This is a genomic window from uncultured Chloroflexus sp. (assembly GCF_938091255.1).
Taxonomy (GTDB): Bacteria; Chloroflexota; Chloroflexia; order Chloroflexales; family Chloroflexaceae; genus Chloroflexus.
The window spans coordinates 167424-187430 of sequence record NZ_CALLJH010000002.1 but is presented as its reverse complement, the minus strand read 5'-3'; the positions used below and the strand labels follow the sequence as shown (position 1 = coordinate 187430).

At 58.2% G+C, this 20007-nt stretch carries 17 protein-coding genes; 2 read left to right on the top strand and 15 right to left on the bottom strand.

Translation table 11 applies throughout. The features are described from left to right. Nucleotides 1–22: 22 nt before the first annotated feature. The 12 genes from Q1A00_RS01215 to Q1A00_RS01160 form a co-directional block, all read right to left on the bottom strand. Nucleotides 23–754 carry an ABC transporter permease subunit gene (locus Q1A00_RS01215; protein ID WP_298404649.1) on the bottom strand — a complete coding sequence of 244 codons (732 nt, stop codon included), beginning with the start codon at nucleotides 752–754 and terminating at the stop codon, nucleotides 23–25. Beyond that, nucleotides 744–1685: an ABC transporter ATP-binding protein gene (locus tag Q1A00_RS01210; protein ID WP_298404643.1), complete on the bottom strand. Its 942-nt coding sequence runs from the start codon at nucleotides 1683–1685 to the stop codon at nucleotides 744–746. Before Q1A00_RS01210 ends, Q1A00_RS01215 begins: the two co-directional genes overlap by 11 nt. A 42-nt stretch (nucleotides 1686–1727) precedes the next feature. After that, nucleotides 1728–2045, bottom strand: a complete 318-nt coding sequence (locus Q1A00_RS01205) for a transcriptional regulator (RefSeq protein ID WP_298404640.1) — start codon at nucleotides 2043–2045, stop codon at nucleotides 1728–1730. Nucleotides 2046–2075: 30 nt separating this feature from the next. After that, nucleotides 2076–2465 (bottom strand): hypothetical protein, encoded by a 390-nt coding sequence (locus tag Q1A00_RS01200; RefSeq protein WP_298404639.1) that lies wholly within the window; start codon nucleotides 2463–2465, stop codon nucleotides 2076–2078. 72 nt (nucleotides 2466–2537) lie between these two features. Beyond that, nucleotides 2538–2684, bottom strand: a complete 147-nt coding sequence (locus Q1A00_RS01195) for a hypothetical protein (protein WP_298404636.1) — start codon at nucleotides 2682–2684, stop codon at nucleotides 2538–2540. A gap of 503 nt (nucleotides 2685–3187) precedes the next feature. Beyond that, a complete protein-coding gene (locus Q1A00_RS01190) occupies nucleotides 3188–4252 on the bottom strand; it encodes a zinc-ribbon domain-containing protein (protein ID WP_299754851.1) in 1065 nt (354 codons plus the stop codon). A 286-nt stretch (nucleotides 4253–4538) separates the two neighbouring features. Further along, a complete protein-coding gene (locus Q1A00_RS01185; RefSeq protein WP_298404632.1) occupies nucleotides 4539–5486 on the bottom strand; it encodes a histidinol-phosphate transaminase in 948 nt (315 codons plus the stop codon). Nucleotides 5487–5894: 408 nt separating this feature from the next. Beyond that, on the bottom strand, nucleotides 5895–8099 hold the full coding sequence (locus Q1A00_RS01180; RefSeq protein WP_299754847.1) for an ATP-binding protein: 2205 nt from the start codon (nucleotides 8097–8099) through the stop codon (nucleotides 5895–5897). Then, nucleotides 8096–9040: an NAD(P)-dependent oxidoreductase gene (locus Q1A00_RS01175; RefSeq protein ID WP_298404628.1), complete on the bottom strand. Its 945-nt coding sequence runs from the start codon at nucleotides 9038–9040 to the stop codon at nucleotides 8096–8098. Before Q1A00_RS01175 ends, Q1A00_RS01180 begins: the two co-directional genes overlap by 4 nt. Nucleotides 9041–9100: 60 nt before the next feature. After that, complete coding sequence (locus Q1A00_RS01170; RefSeq protein WP_298404626.1) at nucleotides 9101–10348, bottom strand: ABC transporter permease; 1248 nt, start codon at nucleotides 10346–10348, stop codon at nucleotides 9101–9103. Between the two features lie 105 nt (nucleotides 10349–10453). After that, a complete protein-coding gene (locus Q1A00_RS01165; protein WP_299754842.1) occupies nucleotides 10454–12268 on the bottom strand; it encodes an efflux RND transporter periplasmic adaptor subunit in 1815 nt (604 codons plus the stop codon). Nucleotides 12269–12383: 115 nt separating this feature from the next. Continuing rightward, nucleotides 12384–12905: a MarR family winged helix-turn-helix transcriptional regulator gene (locus Q1A00_RS01160; RefSeq protein WP_298482286.1), complete on the bottom strand. Its 522-nt coding sequence runs from the start codon at nucleotides 12903–12905 to the stop codon at nucleotides 12384–12386. Nucleotides 12906–13111: 206 nt separating this feature from the next. Here Q1A00_RS01160 and purB point away from each other — a divergent pair, with 206 nt between their 5' ends. Next, nucleotides 13112–14512 carry an adenylosuccinate lyase gene (gene purB, locus Q1A00_RS01155; protein WP_298404620.1) on the top strand — a complete coding sequence of 467 codons (1401 nt, stop codon included), beginning with the start codon at nucleotides 13112–13114 and terminating at the stop codon, nucleotides 14510–14512. Nucleotides 14513–14947: 435 nt separating this feature from the next. Next, nucleotides 14948–15232 carry an NAD(P)H-dependent oxidoreductase subunit E gene (locus tag Q1A00_RS01150; protein ID WP_366144839.1) on the top strand — a complete coding sequence of 95 codons (285 nt, stop codon included), beginning with the start codon at nucleotides 14948–14950 and terminating at the stop codon, nucleotides 15230–15232. A gap of 238 nt (nucleotides 15233–15470) precedes the next feature. On the opposite strand, the gene Q1A00_RS01145 is transcribed toward Q1A00_RS01150, so the two are convergent. Genes Q1A00_RS01145 through Q1A00_RS01135 form a run of 3 tightly spaced genes read right to left on the bottom strand, consistent with a single transcriptional unit; the run spans nucleotide 15471 to nucleotide 19994 of the window. Continuing rightward, nucleotides 15471–16418, bottom strand: coding sequence for an ABC transporter ATP-binding protein (locus tag Q1A00_RS01145; protein ID WP_298404615.1), 948 nt, complete (start codon nucleotides 16416–16418; stop codon nucleotides 15471–15473). Nucleotides 16419–16434: 16 nt separating this feature from the next. Next, nucleotides 16435–18306 (bottom strand): hypothetical protein, encoded by a 1872-nt coding sequence (locus Q1A00_RS01140; protein ID WP_298404613.1) that lies wholly within the window; start codon nucleotides 18304–18306, stop codon nucleotides 16435–16437. Then, nucleotides 18303–19994: a PH domain-containing protein gene (locus Q1A00_RS01135; RefSeq protein WP_299754837.1), complete on the bottom strand. Its 1692-nt coding sequence runs from the start codon at nucleotides 19992–19994 to the stop codon at nucleotides 18303–18305. Before Q1A00_RS01135 ends, Q1A00_RS01140 begins: the two co-directional genes overlap by 4 nt. Nucleotides 19995–20007 lie beyond the last annotated feature (13 nt).

Genomic DNA, 20007 nt, shown 5'->3' with positions numbered 1-20007 from the left:
TACAAATCCTCCAGCCGGAGCCTCACTCAAGAATCAGTCGCGTCCGTTGGAAGCGCCGCATCGCCGCGCCGATCAACACGCTGTCGATCACGGCCAATACAGCAATCGCAGTTAGCACCGCTTGTGGCACATTCCAACCAGCAATGAGATGCAACAGCCGTTCTTGCCACGCTGCCGGCAATGCCTGTAAGCCAAACGTCGGCACAAAGATTAACAACATCACCGCGATGCTCAACATTTGTGTGGCTTGCTGCACAGTTTTCGCCCGCAGCGACACCAAGATTCCCGCGCCGGCAGCGAGGCCGCCGCTGAGCAACGAGATGCCGATCACGCCTAACGCTACTGCTGGCGGGTAGAAGAGCAAGCGCCCTTCACCGTGAACGAGGTTGATGGTGATCAGCCCTACCAGCAGGCTGACCCACGTGAGTCCGACCCCATACGCCAACGCGGCCAGTAGTTTGCCGAATAAAATCGCCTGATCGGCCAGTCGGCTGGCGAGCAAGGTTTCCAGCGTGTGCCGTTCGCGTTCGCCAGCAAACGAATCCGCCACAACCGCATTGACCAGAAAGAGCGGTACCCAGCTCCAGTAGATGAGCGTGATCGGTGACTCAACCCACGATTTGCCCATTTGCCACGGTAACAAGATACCGAAGGAAAGGATCATGAAGAGGATGCCAAATTTGCCAACCCGATCGCCAAAGTTGAACGCCTCTTGCAGCTCTTTGCGCATGACTGTCCAGACATCAGTAAGCATGGGCTTCCTCCTCTTCCATCAAGGTCAGGAAGACCGCTTCGAGACTGGCATGGCTGCGGCGCACTTCTTCGATCTGTCCGCCGTGCTCAACCACTAGCTTCACCAGCGAGGCCGGATCGCTCGCGGTGGCGAGTTCGATCAGCAGGCGCGAGCCGTTGGCTTCCACTCGCTTCACAGCCGGTTGGGATTGGAGAACCGTCACGACATGCGGCGTGAAAGCGCGCCCGATGATTTCGAGGTGCAGCGTTTCATGGCGGCGTAGCTCGGCGAGACTGCCTTGCGCCACCAGCCGCCCTTGCCGGATAATTCCGACTCGGTGGCAGAGTTTCTCGGCTTCGGCGAGATTGTGCGTGGTGAGAAAGACGGTCACCCCTTCGCGTTCAACCAGTGTGCGCAGATCGTCGCGCAATGCGGCGGCAGCAATGGGATCAAGGCCAGCAGTTGGTTCGTCGAGGAAGATGAGTTGAGGCCGGTGCAAGAGCGCGCGCGCAATCGCGAGCTTCTGCTTCATACCGCGGCTCCACATCTTGACCTGTTCGTTGCGTCGTTCCCACAATCCCAACGGCTCTAACAGTTCGCGGATGCGTTGGTTGCGCTCGGCAGCCGGCATTCGCCAGATACGCCCATAGTAATCAAGGTTGTCAGCGGCGCTCAGCCGTTCATATAAGCCAGCGTGTTCCAACAGTGCGCCGGTGCGCTCACGCACCTCGGCAGCTTGCTGCGGCACCGGCAAGCCTAACACCTCGATCTGGCCGGCATCGGGTTGTAATAAACCTAGCAACAGCCGGATCGTAGTTGTCTTGCCCGATCCGTTTGGTCCCAAAAAGCCGAAAATTTCACCCTGCCGGACTTCAAGCGTCAATTGGTCAACTGCTCGCACCGGGCCAAAGGTGCGGGTCAGTTGCTGGGTGCGGATGGCGAACGTGTTCATTATGCGCCTCTGATCGATTAGCTTCCCAACGGCCACCACTCTCTACCCCGCCGGTGCCGGCATTATAGCTGGCGGCTCATCACTATTGCCGGTGGCGGCCACCAGATGGTGCAAACTGCACCAGTAGTACTGAAACGCTTCCTTGCCGGTCTCGGTCAACGAACAAAGGGTCAATGGCGACTTGCCGCGATAGGTCTTCTCGATCCGCACATAGCCGGCCTGTTCGAGTTTGGCGAGATGAACCGATAAATTCCCTTTGCTGAGGCCGGTCTCGCGTTGCAAAAAGAGGAAATCGGCGCTATCGACCGTATACAGCAGCGCAACGATCATCAGGCGCGCCGGTTCATGAATGACGATCAAGACTGGCCAGTTGGTGTAGCTGGAGTTTCATCATGATACCTCGATCGATGTGTGTTGGAGATAGCGGTAGAGCGTGACACTGCCGCTAATCAGCATCCACGCGCCTGCCGTTGCGATCACCAGACTGGCGCCGAGAAAACCATTCACTGGCGTCCAGTGCATGAATATGCCAAGTGCCGTCACAAATGCAGCTAAGGCGTAGAAGCGCCGCATACCAAGATATGCACCGAGGTAGCCCAAGCCGGCGGCCAAGGTCGCGCCCATAAGCACCGGCATCCATGCCTCGGCGAGCTGGACATTGAAGGTGAGGTTGGCCAATGCGATGCCTACCCCGATTCCCACCAACCCACCGAGCGCGCGTTGCCATCGAGGCGGTTGGCGATAGGCAACATAACCGGTGCGCGGGTAGGTGATGCGCATCTTGAGCGCGTGGAGGATCGTTCTGCCCAACAGGATCAGCGGGATTAGCGCGAGCGGTAGCAAGAGATTGGTTCAGTCGGCGATGTTGGCCGGCGCTGACAATAGTATAAGCTGGACAGAGCCGGTGAACAAAAAGATGCTGCCGATCAGCAATTCCGGCAAACCGTCGATCATCCAGTAGCGCCGAGTGCGTTGACTGAGGTCGGGAACCGGGTTCATGGCTACACTTTTTGTAAACTGGTCTGTGTTACAAACCTGTTTTTACTATAAGACAACCGGGATGAGCTTGTCAGGGATTTTTAGGCGGGAGCAAGCCCTCACCTCAGCCTTCCCCCTCCGAGGTCAAGGGCGGACAGAGCGTATGAACGTAGATGCAGGTTATGGCCTTAGAATGGGTCATTTGACCCTCGTCCCCAACCCTGTTCCCACTAGCGCGGGAGCGGGGCGCTGCTCCGTTTCGCTGTAGCAATATCTTTGCCGCCAATCCGGCGATTCCCCCTCTCCTGCCGTGAGGAGGAAAAGGAGGGGCGGGGGTGAGGGCTACCACCGAGTTGCAGGGGAATAGCCTCAAAGAGATACAAAAACCACAACAATTTTTTGTGCTGCTTGGGTCTTTGTAGTGGCTATTCCCCACCTCATAGCGGGAGAGGAGGCCGGGGGGAACTCAGCCCGCGCAGCGGGCTTCGTAATCGTAGCCCGGCCCTTCAGGGCCGGACTCCCTCTTACCGCTGCCGGATTGTGATCTCGTCGAAGCGCACGATGATCCCGCTCTCATCGAAACTGGTGACCGCCAACCCAACCTCGCCGCGAGTAAAGGTCGGATCGCGCGTCTGCTCCAACCGGCGGTCGTTGATGTACAGCGTAATCTCGTCGCCGCGCAGCTCGACCCGCATGCGGTTGTTTCCCGGTTTAATGGCCTCGTGCTGCGTCCAGTCAATGATCGTCTCCCACTGATTATCTTCCAGCAATTCAAGCGCGTAGTAACCGTCGTTCGAGACGCTAAACAAGTAGAAGTTGTCTGCGTCTTGATAGTGAAAGATCAATCCGGCGGCGCCAGCCGGACTATTGCGCGGGATTGAATAACTTGCTTCGATCACGACATTGCGATAGCTGCCGTCAACGAGTGCCCACACCAACAGCTCCGGCTCCTTGACTTCGATGATGTAGTTTCCCTGCTCGTAAGCGTAGCGCGCCCTGCTGTCTTCACTAGTGCCTAAGTTGCTGTCCGCTGGGTTCTCGAAATCATCGCGGAAGACAATCTCGCCGCCAATCACTGATTCCACTGCACCGCCACCGCTTGTAGAAGGCTCTCCGGTAACAGGGGTCGGTGTATTGGTCACGTCGCTGAAGCTAAATGAGGACAGCGAGATCACGATAAAGACGCATGCGCCAATAAAGATGAGCAGCAGCAAGCCAATACCGCCAACCAGCAACCAGATGAGCTTGTTGTTCGGAGGGGTAGCTTGCATCTCGACGCTCGATGGAATCTGGTGCGGCGGAGGACTGCTGGCCGGTATCCTATACGATGGCGGTGGCGGTATGAAAGGATCGGGCGGGCTGCCGGCGCTTTGGGTGGGCGGAATGACCGGTGGAGTAGGCGGGGCGGCGGGCCGGTCGGGCGGGATGATGGTGGTCGGCGGGGCGGCGGGCTGGTCGGGCGGGATGATGGTGGTCGGCGGCGCGACCTTTTCTGGCACGCGCGCGCCGCACTCCGGGCAAAAACGGTCGTTCGCCGTTAGTTTGTGGCCGCATTGCGGGCAAAAAGATGGTTGTTGCGGTTCACTCATATCTACTCCTGATCAGTGCGTGACCTCTCTGTGTCGATGGGTGGCCGGGAACGTGCGCCGCCGGCCCGCTGGCGCAGGGCCTCAGCGTGCGTGCTGCCAGTCCGTGGTACGCCAACCTCGCGCCTAGGCGAACCAGCCGCCGCCGAGTAGTGCAAATCGTTCACTCATTGGCCAATATCTCACCTAACGCTGCAATACAAGCGTGGTTCTCGTCATCGGTACCGAACGAAATCCGAATCCAACCCGGCAACCCCCAACCACTGAGCGGCGTCACCAGCACCCCGCGCTAGGCTAGTGCCGCTGCCAGCCCCTGATCGTCAGCCACCGCCACAGCTACGAAGTTTGTCTCGCCGGGAATGACGGTCAAGCCTACGGCTCGCAAACCCTCGCTCAGCACCGTGCGGCTGTGCGCAGCGTGGGCCAACGATCGTGCGAGATGTTCGGCGTCATCGAGCGCAGCTAGGCCGGCAATCTGCGCCAACGAATTGACGTTGAAGACGGGCCGCGCCCGTTCCAGATAGGCGATCAGTTCAGGCACAAAGGCATACCCAAGCCGCAGACCGGCCAATCCGTGGATTTTGGCAAAGGTGCGCAACAGCAGCAGATTATCGCGTCCGGCCCGGATGAGTGGCGGCAGATCGGGAAAGTCGGGCCGGGTGACAAACTCGATATAGGCTTCATCCACCACCACCAGTACCTCATCCGGCACCTGATCGAGGAAAGTGCGCAGTTCCGCCTCCCCGACCGTCGTGCCAGTGGGATTATTGGGATTGCAGACGAAGACGAGCCGGGTGTTCGGCGTGATCGCTGCGGCCATTGCCGGTAAGTCATGAGTCATATCGCGCAGCGGAATCTGGCGCGCAATCGCGCCTTGCGCCTGTATGCGCCGCACGTAGCTGATGAATGAGCCGTGTGCTAGCACCGCTTCATCGCCTTCTCTCAGCATGGCATGGCAAATCAACATAATTAATTCGTCAGAGCCATTGCCTAGCATCACGCTTTCCGGGGCAAGCTGGACGCGCGCGGCGAGCGCATGCTTGAGCGCTACCCCGCCGGCGTCAGGGTAGCGATGGAGTTCGGCCAACGCTGCTTGCACCGCGGCCACTGCCCGTGGTGATGGCCCTAAGGGGTTTTCGTTGGCAACCATGCGAATCGGTGGCCGCCCTGCCGGCCCAAGTCGCGGTGGCGGCGCCGGTGAGAGGGCTTGGAGAAACGGCTTCTTTCGGATCGGCACAGGCAATACTCCGGGTCACTGCAAATCTGTCGTATGGTAATGATACGGCGGTTTGCATGATGTTCTTCGTTATCATTGCGAGGGTGCGCAATGCCCGCAGCAGTCTCTGTGAGGGTGGGAGTTGCCTGCTGTTTGCCCAGTCGTCCCGGTGCGAGCCACCGGTGGCGGCAACCCACCGTCTTCTCCATTGTCATTGCGAGGGTGCGTCACACCCGCAGCAATCTCCTGCGAGAGTGAGATGAAACCACTGTTCATTCATTGCTATTGCGCGTCATCCAACCCTAAATCGCTCGCTTGCAGCAGCAATTGCCTGAGGGTAGGACGATACGTTCCATCGCCTCACCCCATTGCAATGATCTGAAGGTGCAGGATCTGACTGCCGTTTGCTCCACCATTGTCGCTTTTTGCTCACCATCCCTCATTCCCTACTCCCATCTCTCGTGGCCGCTCAACCGGCAACAACACCATAAATGTGCTACCCTGCCCTTCGCGGCTCTCGATCCAAATCTGGCCGCCGTGCAACTGCATAATCTCGCGGCTCAGATACAAACCGAGGCCCAATCCCTCGCCCCGCCGCCCCGGTGACCGGTAATAGCGTTGGAAGACCCGTTCTTGTTCGCTCACCGGAATGCCTAGCCCTTGATCGCTGACGCTGATCAAGACTGCTGGCGCGCTGTTAGCCGGCAGCAACGCGCTGCGCAGGCGCACGCTGATCACACTATCGGGTGGGCTGTATTTAATCGCGTTGTTGAGCAAGTTGGTCAATACTTGCCGGATGCGGACAGCATCGCAGACGATGAGTAATTCGGTAGTTTCGGTTTCGAGCAAGAGTTCACGATTGCCGGCGCTAGGCCGCTGTTGGTCAATCACTTGCTGGGCCAGCATCACCAGATTGGTTGGCTGGTATTGGAGATCGAACTGGCCGGCGTCGAGCCGTGACACATCGAGTAGGTTATCAACGAGACGCAGCATATGGGCGACTTGCTGGGTGAGGATGGTCAGCCCGTGAATATCGCGCGGATCGCCGTCACGCTGCTGTTCGCGGCGGAGCAGGTGATCGGCATAGCTGCGCACCGCCGCCAGCGGGCTGCGCAGTTCATGCGCAGCCACGGCCAGAAACTCGTCTTTGGCGCGCTGTACCTTCTGGTTGGTTGTGATGTCGCGGAAGGTGATCACTGCTCCTTCCACATCACCTTGTTCGTTCACCGCCGGCGCGCCAGTGAAGCTGAAAAAGCGTTCGCTCCCGTCTGCCCGCCGGCGCATCAACCGGTAGTCGTAGAAGGTGTTGCCGCGCAAGGCGCGGGTAAATGGCAGATCGTCAGGCGTCAGCGGATTGCCGTCTAAATCGCGCAAATCGTATAAGTCAGGAATGGCAGCCAACGGCATCTCAAAGCTGAGGTTGTCTTGTTCGAGCAATTCATGCGCCGCCTGATTGGCCAAGGTTAAGCGTCCGTAACGATCACAGAGCAGCACCCCCTCGGCAATTGACTCGACGACCGTATTCAGCTTGCGACGCTCGCGCTGGCTGTCTTCATACAACCGCACGTTGGCAATCGCAAAACCGACCTGATTGCAGATCGGCATCAGCAAGTCCTTATCGATCTGGCTGGTCAAGTCAAGACCGCCAAAGAGGGCTAACACGCCGGTCACAGTGCCGCCGGCCAGCAAGGGCAAGTAGGCGGCAGCCGTCATCCCGGCGGCGATCAATGCCGTCTCGCCACGTTCGCTCAGCAGGGGCCGGATCGCCGGTTGGCCGTAACGCACGACTTCGGCGCATGGACTAGCATCAACCGGCGCTTGATCAAAACAGGCCAACGCAGCCACATCAATCCCGTGCCATGCATCGATCTGTAGGCGTTCTTGCGCCGGATCGAAGATCAGGAGCGCGCCCCTGTGGGCCGGGGTCAATTCCAACACGACGGTGAGCACACTCTGCACCAGATCCGTCAAATCGGCCGCGGTACTAATTGAGGTAACGACAGCGTCAAACGCTTTCAACCGCTGATTGCTCCGCCGGATCTCATCGTACAACTGGGCATTGCGGATGGCCGCCGCGACAATGCTGGTGATCATTTCGAGATTGTCCGGCTCCAGCTCCAGTGGTTCGGTATCAACGCCAATGAGTTCGAGTACACCAACAAACTGATTGCCGGCGCGCAATGGCGTGGCCGTAATCGTCAAGCTGCGCGGCACGAGATCGCTTAACTCTTGAAAGATGGTTTGGGCCTGCGCCGAGACCAACCCCTGCAATTCGCGGTAGCTATGCTCGCCGTGCTGTTGCACGATAGTGTCACGTTGCCATGCTAGACCGGCCACGCCCTCGCCTATCCGCAATTTAATTTGCCGCCATTGCGCTTCGAGGAGCGGTGGCATCGTTAACCCAGCCTGCGCCACTGGTTGCAATCCGCTAGGTGTGGCGAGCCAGAGGATCGCCGCGCGCAGCGCCGGCCCAACCTCAACAAAACTGCCGACCAGCGCCGGAAAGAGCCGTTCTGGCTCTTGCAACGCCAGCCATGCAGTGCTCGCCTGCATCCAACGCCGCACCCGCTCGGTTGGGATAAAGCGTGTATGAGGTTGGGTCATTGCGGCTAATTCTTGTTGCGGCTCGGTCATGGCGCTTGCTCTCCGTGCGACCATGCCACAGCACGCCGGATCCCCTCGGCTAGGGGTACCTGCGGTTGATAGCCCAACAGCTCGCGGGCGCGCCGGATGTCGGCAACATAGTAACCGACTTCACCGACTCGCTTGATTGGTTGCACGATGATGTCGGGCCGGCGACCAAGGGCAAGACCGATCAATTCGGCGGCGCGAATGAGGGTGTTACCTTCACCGTAGGCCAAATTAATCGTGCGGTTACCAACTTCTCCTCTCAATAAACGGGTGATCCCGCGCACAATGCCGTCAACGCAATCGTCAATGTAGGTAAAATCGAGCACCTTATCGCCGCCGAATACCGTTACCGGCTCACTGCGGCTGATCCGATGAATGAACAACGGGATGACCCGCTCCATCCGCGCTAAGTCATTGTCGTAGCGGCCATAGACGTTCGAGAAGCGAAAGACAATATAGCGCAAGCCATAACAGCGCGAGTAGGCGTAGATCAACGCCTCGCCGGCAATCTTCGAGGCCGAGTATGGGCTTTCGGTAAAGCTGAAATCGGCCCGCGTCTCTTCGGTGAGGTAGCGGTGAATGTCACCGTAGACTTCGCGTGACGAAGCAAAAATGATTGGCAGGTCATGCGCGCGGCAATATTCGAGCACGTTGTAGGTAATGTTGATGTTTTCGAGCGCGCGGTACGGCTCGCTCACCAGCTCGTAGACCTTGGCATTGGCCGCTAGATGTACGACCAAGTCGCACGCCGGATAGGGCGCACCACCGATCCCGGCCCGGAAGTCGCGCTGCGGCGTGGCAAGGTCTTGCAAGAGCGTTGGAATGCGGTCAGTCCACGGATTGACCCGCCGGTCAATCCCAAAGACCTGATACCCCTCCGCTAGTAAGCGCAGGCCGAGATTGGTACCGATCATGCCTGACGAGCCGGTGATCAAGATGCGCATCGCCGTACTATGTTCCTTACTGCGGGATTATGCGGTCTATTGCTCCTCAGTATATCACGCTCACTCATACCGCAACGCCGCGATCGGATCGAGTCGTGCCGCCCGGTCGGCAGGATAGAGACCAAAGAAAATGCCAACGGCAATCGACGTAACCGTCGCTAGCAAAATGGCGTCAAGGCTGACTTCAGCGCGGGCATTGGGCGAGAAGTTTGCCAGCAAGGCGGTGCCGATTGCGGCTAAGCCGTACCCTAGCGCAATACCGAGCACCCCTCCCATCAGGCTCAAGACTGTCGCTTCAACCAAAAACTGGAGGCGAATGTCGTTGCGCCGCGCGCCAACCGCTTTGCGTAGCCCGATCTCGCGGGTGCGTTCGGTCACGCTGACCAGCATAATGTTCATAATCCCAATCCCGCCCACTACCAACGAAATGGCGGCAATTGCCCCCAAAAAGATGGTGATCGCGCCAGTGATGGTCGCAAACGAACTGACCAGATCTTGTTGGGTGACGATGGTGAAGTTGTTGTTTTGGTAGGTCAGTCCGTTTCGTTGGCGCAGCAAGGCGGTGATCTGGTCGATCAGCTCATCAATGCTGTCTTCATCGCGGGCCTGAATATAGACGACTGTTACTTCGACCCGGCGGGCAACATTTTGTGCCGGCGGGAAGAGTCGGGTTTGGGCGGTCGTGATCGGTACGAAGATCTGGTCATCTTCGTTCGAGGCAAAACTGCCGCCGCGTTCGGCCATCACCCCGATCACTTGAAAGCCAATCCCATTGATCCGGATGCGCTGCCCAATCGGGTCTGCGCCGTCGGGAAAGAGGCGTTGCGCCACCCGGTGGCCGAGCACCGCTTCACGCGAACGCAATTCAATCGCCCGATCGTCAAAAAAAGTTCCCTCCGCCACCCGCGCATTGCGCACTTGCGGGTAATTGGCGCTGACGCCGGCGATCAGGGCGTCGTAACTGGCCCCGCTGTAGGTTGTGAGCGCGCGCCGGCTGAACTCGGCGCAGACGGCTGCGACCGCCGGTACGTTGAGCGGATCGGCGATAGCGGCAATGTCTTCGTTGGTCAAGCGCGGCGGCACTCGCCGGTTCGTTTCCGGGTCGTTGGTGCCGGGGAAGAGAAAGACCAAATTGCTGCCCAGCCCTTGCAATTCGCTGGTGACCAGCGTTTGGATCGCGCCCCCCAATGCCAGCAGCGCAATGACGGCTCCCACGCCGATAATAATGCCGAGCATCGTTAGAATAGCCCGCAGCTTGTTGGCCAGTAGGCTATTGAATGCAATGCGAAGCGCTTCAAGGATGTTCATAGACGTTGCTCCGCGCCATCACCGGTTACGCACGCCGGGAGGTGGCCCGCCGGCGTTAAACAGGTTGATCCGCGCATCTACCCCCGGCACATACACGCAACTGGTTCAAGGTTGGGTGACGAAGGAGGCAGAAACCGTGTTGATCCGCGCATCTACCCCCGGCACATACACGCAACTGTTCAGGTCGATGTTGCCGGAGACGATCTCGATTACTTGATTGTTGCTCAACCCTAATTGCACGGCGACAGCCTGCAATGCCGGTTGCGGCGGGCGCTGCGCAATATCCACCTTGCACAAACCGGGATCGGCGGTGACATCAACGAAGAACTGGCCACTGGCGGCGCGCACTGCCCGGCGCGGCACGATCAATGCGTCGCTCTTCTCGGCCACGATAATGTCGGCGCTGGCCGACATCCCCGGCCTGACCGCCGCTGGCGGATTGTCGGTGACGATCCGTACCGTATACGCCGTGACCCCCGATTGCACAATCGAGAGCGGGTTGATCCGCGCTACCTTGCCTCGTAGATCGAGATTGGGCAGTGCATCAAGCACCAGTGTGACCGGTTGGCCCACCGCGATCTGGGCAACATCTATCTCATCAACGGTGACATCAACATAATAACCGCTGAGATCGGCCAGCACCACCGCTGGGCGAGCCGCGTTATAGAATTCACCGATCTCGAGGTTGACCTCGGCCACGACGCCGGTAATCGGGGCGGTGAGAGTCGCTCGCTCTAGCGCCAATTGCGCTTGGGCGAGGCTGGCGCGGGCACTGGCAACTTGAGCTTCGGCGCTAGCCAAATCGGCCTCGCTCGGCGGCGCAGTGATCCGTTGTAAGTTGGCCTCGGCGCTAGCAACCGCAGCTTGCGCGGCGGCCAAGCTGCCGGCTCGCTGATCGCCCAGCAACTTGTTCAGGTTGGCTTCGGCCTGCGCCAATTGGGCGCGCGCCGCCGCGACTTGGTCGCGATCAGCACCGGCCAAGATCCGTTCAAGGTTGGCCTGCGCGCTACGCAGTTGCGCTTCGGCTTGGGCAATGCCGGTAATTTCGGCTTGCTTGGCCTGCTCAAAGGCGACTTGGGCCTGCCGCATCTGCTCTTCAGCATTCTCGACCGCGCGCAATGCCGCCGCTTCTGTATCGAGTGCCGATTGTGGCAACGATTGGCCAAACCGCGCCAACTGCTGCTCGCGCTCGCGGTTTTCGTTGTAAATGCGGCTGTACTCGGCTTGGCGATCTCGCAAGGTGTTCGCCGCTTGCAACAACTGCGACTCGGCCCGCGTTTTGGCCGCCGACAGCGAGTCGCGTTGGGCTTGCAAGGCCGCTGCCGCCTGATCAACCTGCGCTTGCGCCTGCGCTACCTCGCTAGCTTTTGGCCCTCCTAAGAGCCGTTCGAGATTGGCTCGTGCCTGTTCAACTTGCGCCTGCGCCGCAGCCAGATCCTTCTCGGTCACGTTGCCGGTGGTTTGGCGCAGTTGCGCTTGCGCTTGAGCTAATTGCGCTTCCGCAGCCGCAACTTCGGCTTCGCGCGGCCCGACCCGTAGCCGGTCGAGGCTTGCTTGGGCTTGGGCTAATTGCGCCGCCGCCTGCTCGACGCGCAATTCCAGATCGCGCGTGTCGAGCCGGGCCAGCGCTTGTCCGGCTGTGACCTGATCTCCCACTTGCACCAGCACTTCGCTGATCAACCCGCTGCTGGTAAAGGTGAGATCGAGCACCTGCTGCGGCTGGATCGAACCACTCGCGTTGACCGTGGCACTAATTGGGCCGCGTTGCGGAGTGGTAAGCGCATAGTTGAGCCGGACATTCGTGGGTTGACCGCGATTAAAAAAGAAGAGACCGGCAACGATGCCTCCGATGATGAGCAACGCGCCGATCCCCCAAACGAGACGATTCTGGCGGCGGCGGAGGTGGGTTGATTGGCTCATAATGATCCTCAGTCGTTGTGACACACACACTACCTAATCATCATACTACGAAGCTGGGATAGTATTCCTACATTTGACGGGTGATTGTGAAAAAGGTTGCGGATCCGTGCGCCGTTTAGGCGCTGCGCGAGAGTGATGATGGGTTGGATTGACCATTGGTGGCGTGCGAGAGGTCGCCTTCGCTGATCAATTCAGTAATCCCATCGAGCAACAATTGCAGCAGATGCTCAAGATCGCGTAGTTGTTCGAGGCTAAACCGGGCCAGAATCCGATCCATATCAGCGCGGCGCGCCGCTTCGACGAGCGCCAATCGTTGTTCGCCTTGCCGGGTGAGCATCACTTGCACCACCCGCCGATCTTCGCCATTGCGCACTCGCCCGACCAGATGCTCGTCAATCAGCCGATCGACAATTCCGGTCAGCGTGCCGGCTGATTGTTGAGTAATCTCGGCTAATTCGCTCATGCGGCAGACGCCGGCTTCGCGAATGGCAAACAATGTGACCATCTGTGGCAGCGTCAGGTTGATTTCAGGCCGGCTGAGCGTTTGCAACAACTGCTTCTGGCTTTGCCACGTAATCTGGCGGACAATATCGTCAATTGCGCTGGTATGATGAGAGCGGGGGTTGTGCTCGTGCATGCACGTCCTCACTGGTAAGTATGCTCAAGGTGTAAATTATTCTGGCTACAAATATTTAGACTTCTGATAACCATCGTAACCGATTGCTGGTGGAATGTCAATGTCTTGCACAGGTAATATCCTAGCCTTTTTACCACTGTGCTATGCCCGATCCATTTTTGTGGTACCCTTCCGCACAGCAAGCAAACAATGATACGGAGGAAGCGATGACCACTGAGGACATGGCTCGTCTGGCTGCGCTTGGCCCGCTCGATGGCCGTTACCGCAACGATGTGGCGGCGCTGGCCGGCTTTTTCAGCGAAGCGGCGCTCTTTCGCTATCGGGTGCGGGTTGAGGTTGAGTATTTGATTTTTCTCGCGCGCGCCCGCGGCATCACGTTCGTGCCATCCCTAACCCCGCCGCAGCAAGCGGCGCTGCGCGCGCTCTACCGCCAGTTTAGCGATGAAGATGCGCTGGCGATTGCCGCGTGGGATCGACGGGTTAATCACGATGTCAAAGCGGTTGAGTATTGGTTGCGCGAAAAGCTGACGGCGCTTGGCTTGACCAGCCACCTTGAGGCGGTGCATTTTGCGATCACGTCCGAAGATGTCAACAATTTGGCCTATGCGCTTATGGTGAAAGAAGCGCGTGAGCTGGTGGTGTTACCGGCACTTGAAGCATTGCTCGAGCCACTACGCTGTTTGGCCGATGAAGAAGCGGCGACGCCGATGTTGGCTCGTACCCACGGCCAACCTGCCACCCCCACTACCTTCGGTAAAGAGATAAATGTCTTCTATATGCGCTTGCGACGCGCTATCAATGATGTCGCCGCCATCCGCATCACCGGCAAGCTCAATGGAGCCAGCGGCGTCTTTGCTGCCCATCAGGCGGCCTTGCCGCAGATCGACTGGCTTAAGTTTTCGCGCGCCTTCGTTCGCTCGCTCGACCTTGAACCGATCTTACTCACGACCCAGATCGAGCCGCACGATACCTTGGCCGCACTCTGCGACGCGCTCAAGCGGGTGAATGCCATTTTGACCGATCTTAGCCAAGATTGCTGGCGCTATATCAGCGATGGTTATCTCGTGCAGGCAGCGCGCGCTGGCGAAGTGGGTTCATCAACGATGCCGCATAAGGTGAACCCGATTGATTTTGAGAATGCCGAGGGTAATTTGGCCTTGGCCGGTGCGCTGCTCGAGCTGTTCAGCCGCAAGTTGCCCATTTCGCGCCTGCAACGCGATCTGTCCGATAGTACTGTGCTGCGCAATTTAGGGCTGGCCTTCGGCTATTGCCTGCTCGCTTATCGGCGCTTGTTGCGCGGCTTGCAGAAGGTCGCGGTTGATCGCACCCGCCTGCGCCGCGATCTCGAAGCCCATCCCGAAGTGTTGGCGGAAGCGATTCAGACCATCCTGCGCCGCGAAGGCTTTGCCGAGCCTTACGAGTTGCTGAAGGAGTTTACCCGTGGCCGCGCTCTCACCGCTGATGAGCTGGCCCGCTTCATCGCTAGTCTGCCGGTGAGCGATGCCGTGCGCGCCGAGTTGCAGGCGCTGACGCCGGCAGCCTATATTGGGTTAGCCGTAAAGCTTGCCCAACTTCGCGATGAGGCGACCGTCGGCAATTGGACGTGAGACGGCGGTCGTTATCGCGCGTGCTCTCTTGTCGTGGCCAAGCTGCTTGAGCAGGAGCATCGCACCACGATGCCCCTGCTTAGGCGGTATATAACTATCGTTCGCTTCCCAATGGACGGAGCGAGATTCGTTTGCCAGATAATTCCACGACTCCAACTGGGAGGTTGGAGCCGCGCTGTTCGTTTGGCTCAACGTATGCACAATTTTGTATTTGCAATCTATTGGCAAAGCGTGTACACTAGAAGAGTACGTTGTGCTTGTTTGCACAGATATTGCGTATCGGCCTCGATATTCATTGCAGCAACGGCGACTCGCTCAATGTTGATACGATGCCTCGTAGTTTATTTCAACCTTGCAGCGGTGGCCGTTCTGGCATCTCTACACGCATGAACGCATTGTACACATTTCATTGCACCCTAGCAATCCAATGGCCTCTTGCCTTTGGCCCGGCGCTCAGATCAGAAAGGAAGGCAGAGGATGGCCGTGGTTGAATTAACCGTCTGCCGGCTTTGCGCGCGTAGCCGCCCCGATATTTGGCAGACGTTGGCCCGCCTGCGCGCTGCCCATCCCAACGAGCTGCACATTGTTGAGCTTGATTGTATGGCCGCCTGTGATGACGTGCCAGCAATTATGATCGAGTACGACTATCACCCCCGCGTGACGCCTCAGCAACTGGTTGAGTTGATCGAGAGCCGTCTGAAGGCGATGGCTGCGTCGTAGGGCAATATTTTTCACCTGCCGGTATGAGATTGGTCGTAAGATCCTTTCACACTGTCAGTGGGGAAGACTGGCGCGGGGAAGCGACGAGTTTACCGCCACGATGGGCACAGAGGATAAAGAAATGATGCTTCATGCTCGCCTCCGCTGCCCTCTGCGCTTTTGCGTTTCACCCTCTGCGATCTTTATGCCCTCTGCATCTTGATGTTAGCATCTTTACCTGCCGGCTGGGTAATCGCCCTCACCCCACTACGCCCTCAGTCACTTTGAGGAAGATCTCTTCCAGATTGCTAGTTTGGGCGGCAAAATGGGTAATCTCGACCTTATTCCGCACTAATTGCCCTAACAAGGCACTCACCGCATGGTCATCGCCGTCGATGTCTACCTCAATCCGCGGTGGGCCATCGTCGTTGAGCACCCGTACTGCCAGTACGTGTTCCGCGGTAGCGGCCACCTCAGCCGCTGCTTGCGCATCGCTGATCACATGCGCCACAAACGTGCGATGCGGGCGTAACGAACGCATAATGGTCTCGACATCACCCGATGCTAGCAACGTGCCGCGCTCGATAATGCCGATATGGGTACACATCTCGGCCAGCTCGGTGAGGATGTGCGAGCTGATCATGATCGTCTTGCCCAGCCGGCGCAACTCGCGCAGCAGTTCGCGCAATTCCACCCGCGCGCGCGGGTCTAGCCCGCTGGCCGGTTCATCTAAAATCAGCAACTGCGGGTCGTGGATGAGTGTGCGGGCTAGACTGAGCCGCTGTTTCATGCCGCGCGACAGCGACATCACATCGCTATCCCGCTTGTGACCGAGATCAACCAGTGCCAGCAGATCGTCAATGAGGGCAGGCCGGCGGGCCGGCGGCACGTGGTAAGCAGCGGCAAAGAAGTCAAGATATTCGGCGGCGGTCATGTTATTGTAGAAGCCGAACGAGTCGGGCATAAAGCCGACTGCGCGCCGCACCTCAGCGCGTTGATGCGTGACCGACGATCCCGCCACCCATGCTTCACCGCCTGATGGACGCAGCAGGGTTGTCAGAATCCGCATGGTGGTCGTCTTGCCGGCACCGTTAGGGCCAATAAACCCGTATACAGCTCCCGCCGGGATCTGCAAGTTCAAATGGTTGAGGGCAAGGTGTTCACCGTAGTAACGGGTCAGGTTTTTCGTTTCGACAATAGCGGTCATAAGCGATTCCAATGTGCTAACGCAGCGCAATGATATACAACGTTTCGCCGCGGGCAGCCGCCGGTGCGCCATCGATCTGCACGACCGGCGCCACCTGATCGCTCCATCCGATCAAGTAGATGTCATCGCCGGGTAGTGCCGGGCCGTTCATGAATGGATCGAAGCGACTCGACACGTACCAAAACAAGTTTTCGAGCACAAAGGTATGGCTAAACAGACTCTCTGCCTCGATGGGCATAAAATCGCGCAGAAAGTTATCATTGTCGATACTCAGATCGATTGCGACTTCAGCGCCGGGAGCCAGCGCGCCGATCCACTGCATATCATTCCGATGCACCACCATCGCATCGCGTAAGGGTATCGAACTGGCGTTGGCGAGGGTTCCAATCCAGCGCTGGCCATTCAGCGCGATTTGGTGGCGGATTTGCACTGGGCTAGTTGTCATTTGTTCGACGATCAAGGTGCGGAAGGCCGCCGCATCCAGCAAGAGGTCGGGGATGGTGAGTCCGGCATCGCTATGTTCGATCACAAGGCGTTCGTCTATCCGCAACGGTGTGACGAGAGCCGAGTCGGCAAAGGTCAAGGTATAGCTCTGCCGTTGCGGCGCAAAGATGCCGGCAAAGGTCGTAGCTGTCGCCTCGCCGCCGGTGGCTGCGCTTTGCACGATCGCCAATTGCAGCAGTTGGGTTTGCGTGCCGCGCAGCGCAAAACTCATTCCGTAAGACGTAGCCAGAAAGATGACGACAAGGAGCGGTGTCGTTACCCAAGCCCATTCTAACCGGCGCAACCGGCGCAGGGCGAGGAAGTTGATCGGGCCGATTACGATGATGTATACGCCAATCAATGCCAGCAATGCCATCGTGGAGGGAAGCGGGAAGAGGCTGGTGTTTAAACTGCTTTGCAGCAGGTCATTGAAGCTGAAACGGAAGGTAGCACCGATATCGAGCCGCGGTTGCAGGTCGAGCACAGTTGCCCACACGTTGCTCTCTCCCGGCCATGCCCGCAGCGCGGCGAGATCGAACGAGGCGAAGATGATCTTACCGGCGCCGATCGTTATTTGGCTAATCAGTCCATCGTTGGTCAGCGTTTGCGCATTAGGCCGGAGCGTCACCGTATTGGCGGTGAGCGATGGCACGAAGTTGCTGATCCCGCTCAGATTCGCCAATCGCTCCAACTCGCCAACCGGCGCATCGCGGCGCAGCGGCCCTACCGTGACCGGCAAGACATCGGCAAACGCGCGGATCGCCGTCTCGCCCACGGCGCCGCCACCGATTAGCAAGGTGCCTCCTTGCTGCACCCAGAGGATGATCGCGTCACGTTGGGCTGGCCGTAAATCCGTGGTCAATTCCCGTACAACCAGCGCGTCGAACGTTTTTAGCAAGAGCGGATCATCAGCTAGCACGGTAGGATTGAGCGGCAAGATCACTGCGCGCCGTCCGCCGTCAAAATCGGCAGTGGCAATGCTGCTCAATACGGATGGATCGGCGCTGAGTAACCCGATTGTCATCAGATCGTTTCTCAGTTGATTGAGGTTGATCCGCTGGCGGAAGATCTCTGACCCATCAGTGGTAGCGACGAGCTGCGCTGATGATCCCGACTGCATCACCGGGAAGGTAATCTGCTTGCGCGCGCCGCCGGGCAAGTCAATTGCATACCGTTGGCTCAGGATGGCATTGTTCAGATCGCGCCATTCGAGCGTCACCCGGCGATCAGGCCCGTCATTGGCGAGTGTGACCTGTACCGGAAACCAGTGGTTAGTGCGGAAGGAACCCTCGCCATCAATACCGGCCTTCAACGAGATGCTAATCGGTGATGGCGGTTGGGCAGCGACGGGGAACGGCGCTAACAACAGCGCCAACAGCAAGATCAAACCAAGATACCGGATCATGCAGACTTCTGCTCCTCGGTAGCGCGCGGTTGCTGATCGTCGTGGCTTGGTGGCGTCCTATTCCCTTGCGGTGGGAGCAGTTCAACCATTGCGGGCGGCGATTGGCCGGCAGCAGCGGGTGCTTTCTCATCTCCCGGTGGTAAGAGCAGTGTGGTTGTCGCCTCTGGCGCTGGTGCAATATGCGTGGCGCCATTGGGATGAGGAGAGAGGATTTCATTGTGCCGTTGCTGGGCAAGATGATAATGGCGCAACAATTCGAGCATATCATTCAGCGAGCGCTCTTTTTCGCTCCGCTTGAACATGACGTAGTAGTCATTAATAATCGACACGACATTGCGCGGGTTAGGCACGTGCGTAAACGTGAACTTGCCGCCGCTGCCTGCCGTCTCGACCACAACATTGCCGTAGCCGAGCAGGTTGCTGACAAACGTCGTCTCAAACGAGACATTGGTAATCGCACCGAGACTAGCGGCGCGCCGATCTTCGGGGCCGATCGGTTTCTTCTCTACGTCAATAATGTTGGTGGGGGTGAGAATGTACACATCGTTGCGATAATCCTCCACCTCCCACGCCGACCATGCCAGAAATGCGATCACGAGGGCAATGCTCAGCACCGTCAGCCACACGGGCGGTAACAACCCCCAACTCCCCAGCAACACGATCAGAATCCAGCCAATGAAGAGCATCACCAATGGCGGAAAGATGCCTTGCAACAAAAATAGCCAATGTTGGCGCCAGATGATGGTCTCTTTTTCAGCTTGGACTTCCGGGTTCGGCGGCAAGATCCAGCTCAACCATCCCAAACTTGGCCGTATTTCTGGCAGCGGGCGCTTCACCTTGGGCGGCGGTTCATTATACACCCGAGTTTCGATCATCTTCTCTAAATCGGCTTCGCTCCGTTTGCGCCGGTTTTCATTCACCTGCGTCATAATCCGGCGCTGCATCTCCTTCGGGTTGCGCGCACCGTGAAACACGATGTTGCCGCCAATCCGGGCCGATTTCACTTCGATCGTGCCATACTTGAGCCAGTGTTGTGGGTAGGTCTTGGTGGCCGCCTGCACGTCTTGGATTTCTTCGATGAAAATCTGTTGCTGGATGCGCTGTTCGAGCAATTTAGGGATGAAGACTTGGTCGTTATCATACACAACACGGCGGTTGGTGAGAATCAGCTCATCGTTGAGCCAGTCGTAGACGACGAAGAAGACAAAGAAGAGACTCACCGTCGCTAACCCTATCAGCAGCAGGTTAAGCGGATCGAAGGCTTGGCCGAAGAAGCGACCGGGATCGATATAGAAGATGCGTCCGCCATTGTAGCGGAAATAGATTAAGCCGAGTACGGCCAGATTGGCTGCCAGCAGCACCCGGCCCGGATTAGGATCTTTGCCGCCGCGCACCCACAACGCCACCCAGAAGAGCATCAACACCGCTTCGATCAAGACCAGAATAATGTTGAAGAGATCGAAGCCGGTTGGCTCGCCGGTTTCGGTGACGAGAAAGCTGCCACCGATCGCGCGATAGATCGCAATGCCGCCAAAAAAGCTAATTCCCAACAATGGGATAATAAGCCGTGACAGGAGAATGACCCAATGCCGGCCCGTCACGTAGAGAATCTGCTCATTTTCCGCCAGATCGAGGGCGGCATCGGCGTCTTCATATAAAAGCTGGTCGATGAGATTGCCGAGCTTCATGGCGTTCTCCCCT

Bases quoted from the DNA above. Each gene is read 5' to 3' on its own strand.
- Q1A00_RS01210 (WP_298404643.1), bottom strand. From the start codon at position 1,685: ATGAACACGTTCGCCATCCGCACCCAGCAACTGACCCGCACCTTTGGC.
- Q1A00_RS01180 (WP_299754847.1), bottom strand. From the start codon at position 8,099: ATGACCGAGCCGCAACAAGAATTAGCCGCAATGACCCAACCTCATACA.
- Q1A00_RS01135 (WP_299754837.1), bottom strand. From the start codon at position 19,994: ATGAAGCTCGGCAATCTCATCGACCAGCTTTTATATGAAGACGCCGAT.
- Q1A00_RS01170 (WP_298404626.1), bottom strand. From the start codon at position 10,348: ATGAACATCCTTGAAGCGCTTCGCATTGCATTCAATAGCCTACTGGCC.
- Q1A00_RS01145 (WP_298404615.1), bottom strand. From the start codon at position 16,418: ATGACCGCTATTGTCGAAACGAAAAACCTGACCCGTTACTACGGTGAA.
- purB (WP_298404620.1), top strand. From the start codon at position 13,112: ATGACCACTGAGGACATGGCTCGTCTGGCTGCGCTTGGCCCGCTCGAT.
- Q1A00_RS01165 (WP_299754842.1), bottom strand. From the start codon at position 12,268: ATGAGCCAATCAACCCACCTCCGCCGCCGCCAGAATCGTCTCGTTTGG.
- Q1A00_RS01200 (WP_298404639.1), bottom strand. From the start codon at position 2,465: ATGCGCATCACCTACCCGCGCACCGGTTATGTTGCCTATCGCCAACCG.
- Q1A00_RS01195 (WP_298404636.1), bottom strand. From the start codon at position 2,684: ATGAACCCGGTTCCCGACCTCAGTCAACGCACTCGGCGCTACTGGATG.
- Q1A00_RS01175 (WP_298404628.1), bottom strand. From the start codon at position 9,040: ATGCGCATCTTGATCACCGGCTCGTCAGGCATGATCGGTACCAATCTC.
- Q1A00_RS01190 (WP_299754851.1), bottom strand. From the start codon at position 4,252: ATGAGTGAACCGCAACAACCATCTTTTTGCCCGCAATGCGGCCACAAA.
- Q1A00_RS01140 (WP_298404613.1), bottom strand. From the start codon at position 18,306: ATGATCCGGTATCTTGGTTTGATCTTGCTGTTGGCGCTGTTGTTAGCG.
- Q1A00_RS01160 (WP_298482286.1), bottom strand. From the start codon at position 12,905: ATGCACGAGCACAACCCCCGCTCTCATCATACCAGCGCAATTGACGAT.
- Q1A00_RS01215 (WP_298404649.1), bottom strand. From the start codon at position 754: ATGCTTACTGATGTCTGGACAGTCATGCGCAAAGAGCTGCAAGAGGCG.